Origin of the sequence: Kribbella polygonati, assembly GCF_050320105.1 — a bacterium.
Classification (GTDB): domain Bacteria; phylum Actinomycetota; class Actinomycetes; order Propionibacteriales; family Kribbellaceae; genus Kribbella.
The window spans coordinates 8,690,407-8,704,819 of record NZ_CP190129.1; the positions used below are offsets into that span (position 1 = coordinate 8,690,407).

Genomic DNA, 14,413 nt, shown 5'->3' on the forward strand with positions numbered 1-14,413 from the left:
GGAAACGCTGTCCGGCAAGGGTTTCCGGTGTCATCGTGACGGCACATCCGTCCGTGCTGGGGAGGCCGCTGGTGAAGGTACGGCGCTGGACAGTCACGTCACTCGCGTTCGCGGTCGCACTCGGATTCCTGGCCGCACCGACCCACCCCAGCACCGCAGCGGCCGACCATCCACCGGCAACAGCAGTAGCTGGGGAGGAATCGGAAGCTGCGGCGGCTGAGGTGGCGGCGGCGTCGGTGACCGCGCGGGCTACTGGGCATCGGGTTGAGGTTGCGTCGGCGGGGACCGCGTCTGCTCAGGTGTACGTGAACCCCGACGGCCGCCGCACCCTCGTCCAGCACGCCGGGCCGGTCCGGGTCCGCCGCGGGGCCGGCTGGACACCGGTCGACACCACGCTCCACCTCACCGCCGACGGAACGGTCCGGCCGGCAGCGACCGCGGCGCCGCTCGTACTGTCCGGCGGCGGCACCGGCAATCTGGTTGCCCTCGGCAACACCACGCGCCAGGTCCGGCTCGGTTGGCCCGGCCGGCTGCCCGTACCGCGCCTCACGGGCAGCACCGCGACCTACCCCGACGTACTGCCCGGCGTCGACCTTCAGCTGCGCGCCGAGGCTGCCGGATTCGCCGAGCTGCTGGTGGTGAAGTCCGCCGCCGCGGCGAAGAACCCGGCCCTGCGCCGGCTGAGCCTTCCGCTTAGCGCGACCGGCCTGACGATCAGCACCCGCGCCGACGGCACGACCGTCGCGGTGGATACCGGCGGCCGGGTCGTGTACGCCTCCGGGCAGGCGGTCATGTCCGACGCCAACGGCACCGAACGCAAGGTCCGCGCACAAGCCGTCCCCGGACACGTCGTCCTCACACCTGACCTGTCCCTGCTCAGCGCCCGGGGCACCAGGTTCCCGGTCACCATCGACCCGTCCTGGTCGGACGTCGCCGGCGACATGTGGACCCACATCAACAACCGCGACGACTCGACCCGGAACACGTCGTACTGGAACTACGACCGCGACGAAGGTGCGAAGACCGGCTGGGCGTACGACGACTCCGGCAACATCTACCGCTCGCTGTACCGCCTCGACCTGGGAGACGTCGGCGGCGCCGAGATCCTCAGCGCACGGTTCACCATCACCCTGCACTACACCCCGAGCTCCACCTCGACGTACGTCGACCTGTATCGCGTCTCACCGATCGACCGGTCCCAGAGCGTGACGTGGAACAACACGACCTGGTACCAGTACCTCGGCGGCGCGCAGGGAGCGGCGTACAACACCCCCGACGTCTCACTCGGGTACCAGACCGACGCCCTGAAGAGCCTGATCCAGCAGCTCGCGGACCAGCACGCACCGACGGTCAGCCTCGGTCTGCGGGCACCCGACGAGGACGCGGCGCACCGGCTCGAGTGGAAGAAGTTCCGTGGCGAGACCGCCGCGATCGAGATCGTCTACAACAACCTGCCGCTCGCGCCGACGAAGGTGAACTTCAGCCAACCGAAGACCTGCGGTACGACGGCCGCGCCGACCGTGATCAGCAGCACGCATCCGTCGTTCGCCGCGATCGCCTCCGACCCGGACGGCGACACGCTCCGCACCCGGCTGACGATCCAGCGAGCGTCCGACGACGCCGTCCAGTACACCGCCGACTCCGCCCTCACCAGCTCCGGAGCCGCGTTCGGCTGGCCGGAGCTACCGGACGGGCAGCTGGCGGCCGGTACGACGTACTACTACACCGCCCGCAGCGACGACCAGGTCCACGCACCCGCCACGGACTTCGGGCCGGCGAGCCCACGCTGCTACTTCACGGTCGACGCCGTACCGCCGAACCAGCCCACGATCACCTCCACCGACTTCCCGAACGGGTCAGCCGTGACGCTGCTCCGAACGACCGGTTTCGTCACCTTGCATCCCGCCGCGGGCGACAGTGACGTCGTCGAGTACCAGTACGGCTCGCAGCGAGACAAGACCGTTCAGCTGGTGGAGGCCGCCGCGGACGGAACAGCGACCGTCCCGGTGACGGTCTGGCCGGACTCGCTGACCGGCCTGCCGACGCGAAAGCTCTACGTCCGTGCCGTCGACAAGGCCGGCAACGTCAGCGCAGCGACCCAGGGCTGGGACCTGGTCGCGAAGTCGGCCGGCGCCCCGCCCGTCCGGCACGTTCCTGGCGACGTCAACGGTGACGGACGTGCAGACGTCAGCTTCACCCTCGACCAGGGATTCGGGCGCACCACCGTCTGGACCGCGCTGGCCACGCCTTCCGGTCTGGCGACCGGCACCGTCGCCTGGGACAGCGGCGGCAACGGCGGCTTCCAGCTCTCCAGGACGCGCTCGGTGACCGGCGACTTCGACGGAGACGGCCGCACCGATGCCGCGATGTTCCGCGACGAACCGGGCGGCATCGTCGGACTCTACGTACTGCCGTCGGACGGCAACCGTCTCCTGTCACCGTCCGCGCCGGTCTGGCGCAGTACGCCGAACGCCTGGACCGTCGGTACCGCACGGATGCTCGCCGCCGAGGTGACCGGAGACACCAAGACCGATCTCGTCGTCCAGGTGAACTCCGGCAACGGCGGCTGGCAGGTCCTGGTGTTCCCGGGCGGCAACCTCGCGGCGCCGCGTCAATGGCTGCAGACCGCCGCGGGCTCGGGCGACTGGTCCCTCAGCCGTCCGGTTCTGGCCGACGTCAATGGCGACGGAAAGGCCGACCTTGTCAGCCTCGACAACCGAGGCGGATGCCGCACGACCGCGAACGTCTTCGCGTCGACCGGATCGGCCTTCGCCGCCGCTACCCAATGGTTCGACAGCGGCGCGGGCGGCTTCTGCTGGGACAAGGCCAACGCCGTGGCCGGTGACGTCGACGGCGACGGCAACCAGGACGTGGTGGCCGTGTACGACGACGGCGACCAACAGACGTCCCTCAAAGTGCTGCGTTCCACCGGCAGCGCGCTGGTGCTTTCCCAATGGTGGCAGGACAAGTCCGGGTTCGACCCGCTGAAGACCGCACTGACTGTCGGGGACTACAACGGGGACGGCAAGGCCGACGCAGCGCTCGTCTACTCACTCGACGGAGGCGGGCGAGAGGTCTATCTGCTGTCGTCCAATGGCTCAGCCTTCGACGCACCCGTGTCAGGCTGGCGCGAACCACGCATCGGTGCCGGGACAGGCCCGAAATACGACGTCGAAACCCGGACGTACGAACTGGTGTCCCGGCTGAGCGGTCGCTGCCTGGAGGTCGCGGGTGCAAGCCAGACCGTACCCGCGGACATCCAGCAGTGGGACTGCTTCGGCGGCCTCCACCAACGCTTCCGGCTGGTCCCGGTGGCCGGCACCGAGCAGTACGAGATCCAGGCGGTCCACGTCAACATCGCGCCCAAGCCGGCAGACGGCGTACCGCGCTGCTTCGACGTCCACAACCAAAGCCCGGCCGATGGCGAGCAAGTCCTGCTCTGGCATTGCCTCGACCAGGCCAATCAGCAGGTCACCCTCGAGTACGTCGAAGGCAGTAGCTACAGCACCGTCTTCCGGCTGCGATTCGCCCACAGCAGCAAATGCGGTGCGATCGCGGACAGTGCCACCGGCAACGGCGTCAAGCTCGTCCAGGAACCCTGCGACACCGGCGCCGAGCAACAGTTCGTCCTGCGAGCCGCACTCAACAGCCCCCAACTCGACGGCCGCTACAAGATCACCTCGCTGCAGGGCGGCATGTCCCTCGACATCACCAACTGCGACCCGGCACAAGGCGTTCGTACCTGGGACTACATCGCCGACAGCCCCTGCCAGAAGTGGCAGCTGAAACCGCTCGGCGACGACATCTACCAGATCGTCGATCCCAGCACGAACACCGCACTCCAGACCTCCGGCTGCTCGCGCGCAACGCACGCGACGGTGATCGCCTTCCCGGTCGACGAATCGGACTGCCAACGCTGGCGGATCGAACCCGCCGGGGACGGCTGGAGCATCCACCAGGCCGACACCGGCCTGTCCCTCGACGTCAACGGCTGCAACCCGGCGCACGGCCAGCTCGTCGACACCTGGCCGTACTGGAACGGCCCGTGCCAACGCTGGCGGATCGACAAGCTCTGAGGCGACGAACTTGTTCGTAACGAACATGTTCGTTACCCTGGAGGGGTGAGCGAGGAACCCAGGAGCAGGAGAGAGCGGCCGGCCAAGGCGGCGTTGTCGCGGCGGGGGATCGTCGCGGCGGCGGTCGAGGTGATGCGGGCCGAGGGGATGGACCGCGTGACGATGCGGCGGCTGGCGAAGGAGTTGGATACCGGGCCGGCGTCGCTGTACGTGTACTTCCGGAACACCGCGCTCCTGCACGGGGCGGTGCTCGACGACCTGCTGGCGACGGTGGATCTGTCGGCGGTGCCGGCCGCGGGTGGCTGGCGGGAGCGGATCGCTTCGGTGCTCACGTCGTACACGCGGGTGCTGTTCGAGTACCCGAGCCTGGCGCAGTCGGCGGTGTCGGCGCGGCCCGCGGGGGAGAACTACCTGCGGTTGGTCGAGGGGCTGCTCGTGTTGCTGGACGAGGGCGGCGTACCGCCGGCGCAGGCTGCCTGGGGTGTGGACCTGCTGTTGCAGCTGGCAACGGCGACGGCTGCCGAGCATGCCGGCGGCGACGACCCGGAGGCGTGGGGGGTGGCGCGGGCCGCGTTGCTCGCGGTGCGGCCCGAGACGCATCCGCGGATCGCCGCGCTGGGGGAGGACCTGTTCAGCGGGCCGGGGGAGCGGCGGCTGGCCTGGGGGATCGACGTACTGCTCAACGGGGTGCTCGGCACTCCACGCACAGGAGGTGAGTCGGCATGATCGCGATCATCGGGGCCGGGCTCGGCGGACTGATGCTGGCCCGGATTCTGCACGTCAACGGCGTCGAGGCCGTCGTCTACGAGGCGGACGCGTCGCCCGTGGCGCGGACGCAGGGCGGGATGCTCGACATCCACGAGGACTCCGGCCAGCTCGCGCTGCGCGCGGCGGGGCTGTACGACGACTTCCTGCCGCTCGTGCTGCCGGGCGGCGAGGCGATGAAGGTGTACGACAAGCACGGCGTACTGCGGCACGCGGACGATGGCGGCAACGGCCGGCCCGAAGTACACCGGAAGGCACTGCGGGACCTGCTGATCAGCAGCCTGCCCGACGGCATGATCCGCTGGAACTCGAAGGTCGACGGGGAGTTGCCCGAGGCGGACCTGGTCGTCGGGGCGGACGGCGCGTGGTCGAAGGTGCGGGCGCTGGTGTCGGACGCGGTCCCGCGGTACGCCGGGATCTCGTTCGCGGAGCTCGACCTGCTCGATCCCGGCGTACGGCATCCGGAGAGTGCGGAGCTGGTCGGCGGCGGGTCGATGTTCGCGCTGTCGGACGGGCGCGGGCTGCTCGCGCACCGGGAGCCGGACCGCCTGCACGTGTACGCCGCCTACCGCGCGACCGAGCATGCGCCGATCACGGCCGAGGTATTGGAGAGGACCTTCGCCGGCTGGGACGACGCCCTGCTCCGGCTGATCCGCGAGGCCGACGGCGAGCTGATCCCGCGGCCGATCCACGCGCTGCCGATCGGGCACCGATGGGAGCCGGTGCCGGGCGTCACCCTGCTCGGGGACGCCGCGCACCTGATGTCTCCGTTCGCCGGCGAGGGCGCCAACCTCGCCCTCCACGACGCCGCCGAACTCGCCGCCACGCTGATCGCGGGCGACCCGCTGGACACCTACGAGTCCGCCATGTTCACCCGCGCCGAACAGTCCGCCCGCGAGTCGGCCGACAACCTAGAGCTCTGCTTCGCCCCCGACGCCCCCACCGGCTTGGTCAATTTCTTCCGCGGTTTCTAGGGGGTGCCGCCCGGTCCCACGCCTACTGCGCGGCACTCGGCGGGCACCTCGCCGAGCGGGAGCGAAGGGCACGATGACACCACATCGAGCCCTCCGCTCCCGCTCACCGAGGCACTCCGCCGAGCGCCTGCTCGCTACGGCGTGGGACCGGGCGGCACCCCCTAGCTGCGGGGTCAATCAAGTTTGCGCCGTAGATACCGGGTATGCATACTCAGTATCCATGGTGAACGAGCAGGGGTTGGTGGTGCGCGACCTGATCCGGGTCCACGGGGACGGTGCGCGGGCGGTGCAGGCGTTGCGGGGTGTGGACCTGACGGTGCGGCCGGGGGAGCTGGTCGCGGTGATGGGGCCGTCGGGGTCGGGCAAGTCGACGTTGCTGACCTGCGCCGGCGGGCTCGACCGGCCGACCGGCGGGCAGGTGCTGCTGGACGGCAAGGACCTCACCGCGCTGAGCCCGACCGCGGTCGCGGCGGTCCGGCGACGGCTGATCGGGTACGTGTTCCAGGACTTCAACCTGATCCCCGCGCTGACCGCGGCCGAGAACGTCGCGCTCCCGCTTGAGCTGGACGGCGTACGGACCCGGGCGGCGCGCAAGCAGGCGCGGGCGGCACTGGCCGAGGTGGACATCGTGGACCTCGCGGACCGGTTGCCCGACGACATGTCCGGCGGCCAGCGGCAGCGGGTCGCGATCGCGCGGGCCATCGTCGGCGAACGGCGGCTGCTGCTGGCCGACGAGCCAACGGGTGCGCTCGACTCGACCACCGGCGAGGCCGTCCTTCAGCTACTGCGGGACCGCTGCGACCAGCACGGCATTGCCGGTGTGCTCGTCACACACGACGCGCGGCACGCGGCCTGGGCCGATCGGGTCGTCTACCTGCGTGACGGCCGCGTCGACGGCCAGACGGAGGCCCTGCAGGATGCGGACGTGCTGCTGTGAAACTCCTCAACGACTGGGTCCTGGCGTTGCGGCTGGCCCGCCGTACGGCGCGACGCACGCTGGGACGGACCCTGCTGATTGCCGCGCTCGTCGGCCTGCCTGTGCTCGCGGGTAGCTGGTTCAGCGTCGTACACCGAGGTACGCATCCCACAGGCGAGCTGCTGGCGCGCACGGTCATCGGGTCGGCCGATGCGCGACTCACGGCACCGTCCGCACGCACCGACGTACGCGGTGCCCTGCCGAGCGGGTCGCAGTACGCCAGAGCGAAGTCGCTCGCCAGCGACATCGAACTGCGCGGCAACGGGACCGCCCTGAACGTCGGGCTCGTCACGGGCGACTTCTCGGACAGCATGCTCGCCGGGACCTACCGTCTCGACGCAGGGCGGATGCCTGCGAAGGCGAGCGAGGTCGCGCTGTCACCTGTCCTGGCGGACCACCTGGGGCTGCACCAGGGCAGCGTTCTGACCGCTGCGAACGGGACGAAGTACCAGGTCGTCGGCGTTGCCCGCACACTCGACCTCCCCAAGTCGCGACTGGTGTTCGCGACGCCCGCTGTGGGCGACCCGGACTCGCAAGCGGAGTACCTGGTCGACCTGCCGAACGGGGTGGACGTCAACGCGCTGGCTGAGAAGCTGAGCAAGCACGGCATGACTCTTGAGTCCAGGGCCTCCATCATCGACCCGCCCGCGACGCCCCGCGGTCCCGTTGGCGGTACGGCGGCACGCGTGCTCATCGTCGGCTTCGGCGTACTGGAGCTCGTGCTGCTCGCAGGCACGGCCTTCGCGGTCGTAGCGCGTCGGCAGACCCGGGAGCTCGGTCTTGTCACCGCGGTCGGCGGTACGTCGGCCGACGTACGACGGGTCGTGCTGGCACAGGGCCTGTACGCCGGACTGCTCGGCGCGGGCGGCGGGCTCGTGATCGGCGTGGCGACTGCGCTGGCCGGGAAGTCCTGGTGGGAGGACGCCACCTCGACGCTCATCACTGGCTGGCAGCTCCCATGGCTGCAGCTGCTCGGCGTCGTCGCCGTCGGGCTGGTGGCTGGGCTCGCCTCGGCGCTGGTTCCGGCGATCGGAGCGGCGCGACGACCACCGTTGGCTGCCTTGGCCGGCCGGTTCAGCGCGGTCGTGGGTGCGGTCCGGCTCCGGCGCGTCACGCTCGTACTGATCGCCGCCGGGCTGGTGCTGTCCGTCGTCGGCAACATCCAGTTGGCCTCCGCGCTCGACACCGCCCGGCAGCAGCGCGCGGCCGCCGACCCGGCCCAGATCTCGCGGGTCGCCTCGGCCTCGCCGACGCTTCCGGTGGCAGTGGTCGTCGCCGGCATCACGCTCGTCGTCGCCGGGCTGGTCTGGATGCTGCCCGCGCTCGTCGGCAAGGTCGCCGGGCGGTTCCGCAGGCTACCGCTGAGCATGCGGCTGGCACTCCGGGACGCGTCCCGGCACCGGCACCGCACCGGCCCGGTCACGGCGGCGATCATGATCGCGGTCGCCGGTACGACGGCGCTCGGGTTCGCCGTGGTGAACCAGTCCGCCGCCAAGGCACAGAACTACGAACCGGCCGGGCGGATCGGGGACGCTGTCCTGCGGTTCGACGGCGACATCCCGTACTCGGCGCAGCTGGTCGACCGCGTCCAGGCCCTGCTGCCGGTGGAGCAGCGGTACGAGGTCGGCACCGTCGTACTGAACGGCACGAAGGCGACCGACGGGTACGTCGCGAACGGCAGCGTCTACTCGACCGGCTACTCGCTGACGGCGGTCGATCCGGCGTACATCGCGCGGTTCCTCGACTGGGGCCGGCGGGCAGCGGAGGCGCTGCGGCAGGGGAAGGTCGTCGTACCGCTGGCGACGATGGCGCACGACGGGAAGGTGAAGCTCGCGCGGGGGGACGACCTGGACGGGCGGCAGACGTTCCAGTACCCGGCCGCGGTCGTGCCGTCGCCGCCGAGAGCCGGTGTGCTGGCGTGGTCGGCGCTGATCAGCACCGATGCCGCGCGACGGCTGGGGACGGCCGGTGTGGATGCGGTGCACTTCAGTCTGCGGGAGGAGCCGAGCGCGGCGCGGCTGGCCGCGGTGGCGAGGCTGCTCGGTCATGAGGACGCGTTGAAGGTCGAGCACGGGTATCAGAGCCCGGTACGCAAGGCCTCGATCGGGCTGCTGATCGCAGGGCTGGCGGCAACGCTGCTCGGCGTGGCCATGTCGGTCGCCTTGTCGATGTCAGAGGGGCGTGCGGACTTCTCGACGCTCGCTGCGGTCGGTGCGCCGCCCAGGTTGCGTCGCGGGCTCGCGGCTGCGCAAGGCTGGTTCCTCGGGCAGCTCGGTTGTCTGCTTGGCGTGGCAGTGGGCGCCTTGTACGGGTTCACCGCGCACAGCGTCGTCGGCTCGCCGACGGTCGTCGTGCCGTGGGCCGTGATCGCTGGTGTCGCCATACTCGTGCCCTTGTTCGCTGCTGCAGTGCCTTATGCGCTGACGCGTTCCCGCTTGGAGCTGGTACGCCGTGCGGACTGAGCTGAGGATCGCGCGGGTAGTTGTCGCTGTGGTGGGGCTCGTGCTGCTCGTCAACGGGTCCGTCCGCGGTACGGACGACCTGTGGCCGTTCGGGCCGATGTCGCAGTACTCGATGGTGGTCGCCGACGACGAGTCGATCGTCTTCACCCGGATCAGCGCGGTCACCGACGCCGGCCCGACTGTCGACGTACCGCTGAACATCGAGGGTGCCGGGGTGGCCCGGGCCGAGATCGAGGCGCGGGCGGGGGAGATCGTGAAGGACCCGTCGCTGCTCCAGCAGGTGGCGGACGGGTGGGCGCGGAAGCACCCGGACAAACCGAAGTACGTGACGCTCCTGCTGATCCAGGACACCACGACGCTGGTCGGCGGCCGGGTCTCCGGCCCGCCGGTGCCGCGGATACTCACCACCTGGAAGGTACGCCGATGAAGTGGTTCACGCCCTCGATCGCGATGGGGCGGATCGCCTGGCTGCGGACGGTCCTGTACCTGTTCGTCATCCTCGACATGCACGCGTTCGTCCGCGACACCCTGCTCAAGGGCGAGCATCCCGGGCTGTACCAGCCGCTGTTCCTCGCCCGGCTGTTCGACCTCCCGGAGCCGACGGTGGCGAACACCACCGCGCTGTACTACGTGCTGATCGCGGCCTGTCTCCTGGGCGCGACGAACTACCTCCCGCGGGTCGCGGGCTGGATCGTCGCACCGGCGTTCACCTGGTGGGTCCTGATCGGGATGAGCGACGGCAAGGTCGACCACGACCACCTCGCACTGGTGATCGCGTTGTGGGTGCTGCCAACGGTCGGCCGCGCGTCGTACGGCGACCGGACCACGTCGGAGGCGGCGGGCTGGGCGGTCCGGTGCATCCAGTTGTGCGTGATCGCGACGTACTTCCTGTCCGCGATCGCCAAGCTCCGCAGCGGGCACTGGACGCTGGCGTGGCCGAGCAGCGCCGTACTGACCTGGGCGATCGTACGGCGGCCGCATGCGGTGGGGGAGTTCCTGCTGCAGCACCCGTGGATGCTGCACGTCATGCAGTGGGTCGGGATCATCGCCGAGTTCTGCTCGCCGGTGATCCTGTGGCTGAAGGGGCGGTGGCAGCTGTTCGGAGCCCTGTTCTTCCTCGGGTTCCACGCGGCCACCACCGCGATCCTACTGATCCACTTCCTGCCGACGGTGGTGTGCTGGCTCGCCTTCGCACCGTTGGAGCGGATCCGGGTCCGGCGCGTACGCAGGTCCTACTTGGCGGCGGCCGGGTAGACGGCGCCGGTGTACTTCTCGCCAGGGCCCTGACCCGGCTCGTCCTGGATCGAGCTGGCCTCCCGGAACGCCAGCTGCAGCGAGCGCAGCCCGTCCCGCAGCGGCGCAGCGTGGTGGTGGCCGAGGGACGGGCCGGCCGCGTCCAGCAGGCCGGCCAGTGAGTCGATCAGCGACCGCGCCTCGTCGAGGTCCTTGTGCTCCGGCAGGTCGGCGGCCAGGCCGAGGTTGACGGCGGCCGCGCTCATCAGGTGGAGTGCGGCGGTGGAGATGATCTCCACGGCGGGCACCTCGGCGATGTCGCGGGAAGCGGTCGCGAGCGGGTCGGGCTGCGGAGTGGCATCTGCGTCGGTCATGCTGCTACTCTTACATGGCGACCGACCTGGTCCGTTGGTGACCCCTGACCGGAATAGTCAAGGGACGGCAACGGTTCAAGTCTAAGCGGAGGGCCACCTCCCACCCAGTCGATGAACAGTCGGCGGGTCCCGGTCAACGTACGGCGTACCTCCCCGCGAGGGTTGGGACGTCGTACCGCTGGGAATTGGGCCTTCGTGTGATCGCACGAGGGCCTTCGTGTTTTTCAGGAGGCCCACCGATCACGAGGTGGCACCCAGTACGAGTTCAACCCAGGAGGACCCATCACCACTGATTTGCGCGTCAACGAGCGCATCCGCGTTCCCGAGGTGCGGCTGGTCGGACCGAACGGTGAGCAGGTAGGCATCGTCCGGATCGAGGACGCACTGCGGCTGGCCCAGGAGGCGGACCTCGACCTGGTCGAGGTCGCGGCGACCGCCCGGCCTCCGGTCTGCAAGTTGATGGATTTCGGCAAGTACAAGTACGAGACCGCGCAGAAGGCGCGCGAGTCCCGCCGGAACCAGACCAACACCATCATCAAAGAGATGAAGCTGCGGCCGAAGATCGACCCGCACGACTACGAGACCAAGAAGGGTCACGTGGTGCGGTTCCTGAAGGCCGGGGACAAGGTCAAGATCACCATCATGTTCCGCGGACGTGAGCAGTCCCGGCCCGAGCTCGGGTTCCGGTTGCTGCAGCGGCTGGCCGAGGACGTCAGCGAGCTCGGCTTCGTCGAGTCCTCGCCGCGCCAGGACGGCCGGAACATGATCATGGTGCTCGGACCGCACAAGAAGAAGTCCGAAGCGCGCGTGGACGTGGAAGCCGAGAAGGCGCAGCGGAAGGCCGAGCGGGAGGCCGAGGAGGAAGCGGAGCGCAAGGAACGCGCCGAGCAGGCCCAGGCTCACGAGGCCGAGCGCGCCGCCGGCGCCACCAAGAAGCCGAAGGGTCCGGCCGACAACCTCGACCCGGAGTGACGTCTCGCTCCGGCCGCGCAGGCTGCCGGAGCCGGCACACCGAAGATCGAGTCAACGAAGAAAATCAGGAGCAGAACAGCCATGCCGAAGATGAAGACCCACTCGGGGATGAAGAAGCGGGTCCGGGTCACCGGGTCGGGCAAGATCCGTCGTGAGCAGACCGGTATCCGGCACCTCGCCGAGGCGAAGTCGTCGAAGCGCAAGCGTCGCCTCTCGGGCACCGTCGAGGTCGCCCCGGCGTACGTGAAGAAGGCCAAGAAGCTGCTCGGCATCTGAGCACCCCCACCCCCCAGCACATCCCCCGCCGAGTGGGCACCGTCCCGGCTCCGGCGCAGAAATACAAGGAGTAACACCTCATGGCACGCGTGAAGCGGGCAGTCAACGCCCACAAGAAGCGCCGGGTCGTACTCGAGCAGGCCAGCGGCTACCGCGGCCAGCGCTCGCGGCTGTACCGCAAGGCCAAGGAGCAGGTCACCCACTCGCTCGTCTACGCCTACCGTGACCGCAAGGCGCGCAAGGGCGACTTCCGCAAGCTGTGGATCCAGCGCATCAACGCCGCGGTCCGCGCCGAGGACCTGACCTACAACCGCTTCATCCAGGGCCTGCGGCTGGCCGAGGTCGAGGTGGACCGCAAGATCCTCGCCGACCTGGCTGTCAACGACCCGGCGGCGTTCTCCGCGCTCGTGCAGGTGGCCAAGGCCGCCCTGCCGGCGGACGTGAACGCGCCGAAGTCCGACGCCGCGGCCTGAGCACCACCCGTACCCCACAAGTGGCGAGCCCTGGTCTGTTGACCGCGCAGTCCGCGCGGATCAAGCAGGCCCGGCGGCTCGCCACTCGTGCGTTCCGGCGCAAGACCGGCCGGTTCCTGGTCGAGGGCCCGCAGGCCGTCCGGGAGGCGCTCGAACACCGTGAGCTCGTGCTCGAGGTGTACGCCGAGCCCGCCGTCGCGACCCGGCACCGTGACCTGCACGACCTGGCCGCGGTCGCCGGCGTCTCGTGGTTCGAGGTCGACCGGGCCGCGATCGAGGCGCTCAGCGAGACCGTCACGTCGCAGGGCGTGGTCGCGGTCTGCTCGCTGGTGGACGTCCCGCTGCGGACCGATGCGGTCACGCTGATCGCGGCCGGCGTCCAGGTCCGCGATCCGGGCAACGTCGGCACCTTGATCCGTACGGCGGACGCCGCCGGCGCCGATGCCGTCGTACTGTCCTCGGAGTCCGTCGACCCGCACAACCCGAAGGCGGTCCGGGCCAGCGTCGGCAGCATCTTCCACGTGCCGATCACCACCGACGTCGACATCGTGGACGCCGTGCGGGCGTGGCGCGAGCAGGGGCTGCAGGTGCTCGCCGCGGACGGGTACGGCGCGACCGACCTGGACACGTGCATCGACGACGGCACGCTGGCGAAACCGACCGTGTGGCTGTTCGGCAACGAGGCGCACGGTCTGCCGGACGGCATCAACGCCGTCGTGAACCACTCGGTGAAGGTGCCGATCTACGGCCGCGCCGAGTCGCTCAACCTGGCCACCGCCGCGGCGATCTGCCTGTACGCGTCGGCCCGCGAGCAACGCCGATGATCTTCGACCTGCCAGGCCGGTTCTGGCGCGGCAACCTGCACACGCACTCGAACCGCTCCGACGGGTTCCTGTCCCCGGCCGAGACGGCCGACGTCTACCGGACCGCGGGCTACGACTTCGTGTCGATCACCGACCACTTCCGCCCCGAGTACGGCTACCCGGTCACCGACACCCGCGACCTGCGCACCGGCACCTTCACCACCCTCATCGGCGCCGAACTCCACGCGCCCCGCACCGAGGCCGGCCAGCAATGGCACATCGTCGCAGCAGGCCTCCCCCTCGACTTCCCACCCCCGTCCGACTCTGAAGACGGTCCTGGACTGGCACGCCGAGCCCGTGCCGCCGGTGCATTCGTCGGCATGGCCCATCCATCAGCCTCACTCCTGACAGCGTCGGACGCGGAGAGCCTGGATGCCGCCCACTCGATCGAGGTCTACAACGCGCTGGCCGACCGCGAGAACCGCGGCGACAGCTGGCACCTCACCGACGTCCTCCTGAACCGCGGCCACCGCTTCACCACGTACGCCGCCGACGACGCCCACCTGCAACCCCAGGACCCACCGCCGTGCCAGGCCTGGGTCCACGTCCGCGCCGAGTCCCTCGACCCCGACGCCCTCCTCACCGCGCTGAAGGCCGGCCACTTCTACTCCAGCACCGGCCCCGAGCTGTACGACGTACGCATCGAGGGCGACGAGATCACCGTCCACTGCTCACCCGCCACCAAGATCCTCCTCACCGGCGGCCACCCCGGCGCCGAGGTTGCCCAAGGCACCGACCTCACCGAACACACCTTCCCCCTCCGCCTCTTCAACGGCACCCACTGCCGCCTCACCACCGAAGACACCACCGGCCACCGAGCCTGGACCAACCCGATCCATCTCGGTTGACGTCCCGCCGGGGCGCGTGTCAGCGTTGGGGTAGTGCGCGTCAGGGCGCCTCCTCTTCGCGGCAAGCACTGAGTGCACCTGACTGCTGGATCTCGAGTCATGGCCGAGGGACCCTTCGGGA

The 14,413-nt window shown here is 70.0% G+C and carries 13 protein-coding genes; 12 read left to right on the top strand and 1 reads right to left on the bottom strand.

What is annotated here, in order from left to right; all coding sequences use genetic code 11:
* Positions 1 to 35: 35 nt before the first annotated feature.
* The 7 genes from ACQHIV_RS41910 to ACQHIV_RS41940 all read left to right on the top strand — a co-directional run bounded on the left by ACQHIV_RS41910 (position 36) and on the right by ACQHIV_RS41940 (position 10,507).
* The gene (locus ACQHIV_RS41910; protein ID WP_427890308.1) at positions 36 to 4,076 is read left to right on the top strand and encodes an RICIN domain-containing protein; all 4,041 of its coding nucleotides are present in this window, start codon (positions 36 to 38) and stop codon (positions 4,074 to 4,076) included.
* A 45-nt stretch (positions 4,077 to 4,121) separates the two neighbouring features.
* Positions 4,122 to 4,802 (top strand): TetR/AcrR family transcriptional regulator, encoded by a 681-nt coding sequence (locus tag ACQHIV_RS41915; RefSeq protein ID WP_427890310.1) that lies wholly within the window; start codon positions 4,122 to 4,124, stop codon positions 4,800 to 4,802.
* A complete protein-coding gene (locus ACQHIV_RS41920) occupies positions 4,799 to 5,815 on the top strand; it encodes an FAD-dependent oxidoreductase (protein WP_427890312.1) in 1,017 nt (338 codons plus the stop codon). The genes ACQHIV_RS41915 and ACQHIV_RS41920 overlap by 4 nt, the downstream gene beginning before the upstream one ends.
* Positions 5,816 to 6,035: 220 nt before the next feature.
* Complete coding sequence (locus ACQHIV_RS41925) at positions 6,036 to 6,752, top strand: ABC transporter ATP-binding protein (protein ID WP_427890314.1); 717 nt, start codon at positions 6,036 to 6,038, stop codon at positions 6,750 to 6,752.
* A complete protein-coding gene (locus ACQHIV_RS41930) occupies positions 6,749 to 9,253 on the top strand; it encodes an FtsX-like permease family protein (protein WP_427890316.1) in 2,505 nt (834 codons plus the stop codon). Before ACQHIV_RS41925 ends, ACQHIV_RS41930 begins: the two co-directional genes overlap by 4 nt.
* Positions 9,243 to 9,680 (top strand): hypothetical protein, encoded by a 438-nt coding sequence (locus ACQHIV_RS41935; protein ID WP_427890317.1) that lies wholly within the window; start codon positions 9,243 to 9,245, stop codon positions 9,678 to 9,680. The genes ACQHIV_RS41930 and ACQHIV_RS41935 overlap by 11 nt, the downstream gene beginning before the upstream one ends.
* Positions 9,677 to 10,507 carry a hypothetical protein gene (locus tag ACQHIV_RS41940; RefSeq protein ID WP_427890319.1) on the top strand — a complete coding sequence of 277 codons (831 nt, stop codon included), beginning with the start codon at positions 9,677 to 9,679 and terminating at the stop codon, positions 10,505 to 10,507. The genes ACQHIV_RS41935 and ACQHIV_RS41940 overlap by 4 nt, the downstream gene beginning before the upstream one ends.
* On the opposite strand, the gene ACQHIV_RS41945 is transcribed toward ACQHIV_RS41940, so the two are convergent.
* Positions 10,486 to 10,860, bottom strand: a complete 375-nt coding sequence (locus tag ACQHIV_RS41945; RefSeq protein WP_344746950.1) for a DUF1844 domain-containing protein — start codon at positions 10,858 to 10,860, stop codon at positions 10,486 to 10,488. The genes ACQHIV_RS41940 and ACQHIV_RS41945 overlap by 22 nt on opposite strands.
* Before the next feature lie 294 nt (positions 10,861 to 11,154).
* Between ACQHIV_RS41945 and infC the strand changes: the two genes are divergently transcribed.
* The 5 genes from infC to ACQHIV_RS41970 all read left to right on the top strand — a co-directional run bounded on the left by infC (position 11,155) and on the right by ACQHIV_RS41970 (position 14,292).
* Complete coding sequence (infC, locus tag ACQHIV_RS41950) at positions 11,155 to 11,832, top strand: translation initiation factor IF-3 (RefSeq protein ID WP_380202322.1); 678 nt, start codon at positions 11,155 to 11,157, stop codon at positions 11,830 to 11,832.
* Positions 11,833 to 11,913: 81 nt separating this feature from the next.
* Positions 11,914 to 12,108, top strand: a complete 195-nt coding sequence (gene rpmI, locus ACQHIV_RS41955; protein ID WP_141853049.1) for a 50S ribosomal protein L35 — start codon at positions 11,914 to 11,916, stop codon at positions 12,106 to 12,108.
* A gap of 80 nt (positions 12,109 to 12,188) precedes the next feature.
* Positions 12,189 to 12,581 carry a 50S ribosomal protein L20 gene (gene rplT, locus ACQHIV_RS41960; RefSeq protein ID WP_131367113.1) on the top strand — a complete coding sequence of 131 codons (393 nt, stop codon included), beginning with the start codon at positions 12,189 to 12,191 and terminating at the stop codon, positions 12,579 to 12,581.
* 20 nt (positions 12,582 to 12,601) lie between these two features.
* Positions 12,602 to 13,405 (top strand): TrmH family RNA methyltransferase, encoded by an 804-nt coding sequence (locus tag ACQHIV_RS41965; RefSeq protein ID WP_427890323.1) that lies wholly within the window; start codon positions 12,602 to 12,604, stop codon positions 13,403 to 13,405.
* Positions 13,402 to 14,292 carry a CehA/McbA family metallohydrolase gene (locus ACQHIV_RS41970; RefSeq protein WP_427890324.1) on the top strand — a complete coding sequence of 297 codons (891 nt, stop codon included), beginning with the start codon at positions 13,402 to 13,404 and terminating at the stop codon, positions 14,290 to 14,292. The genes ACQHIV_RS41965 and ACQHIV_RS41970 overlap by 4 nt, the downstream gene beginning before the upstream one ends.
* Positions 14,293 to 14,413 lie beyond the last annotated feature (121 nt).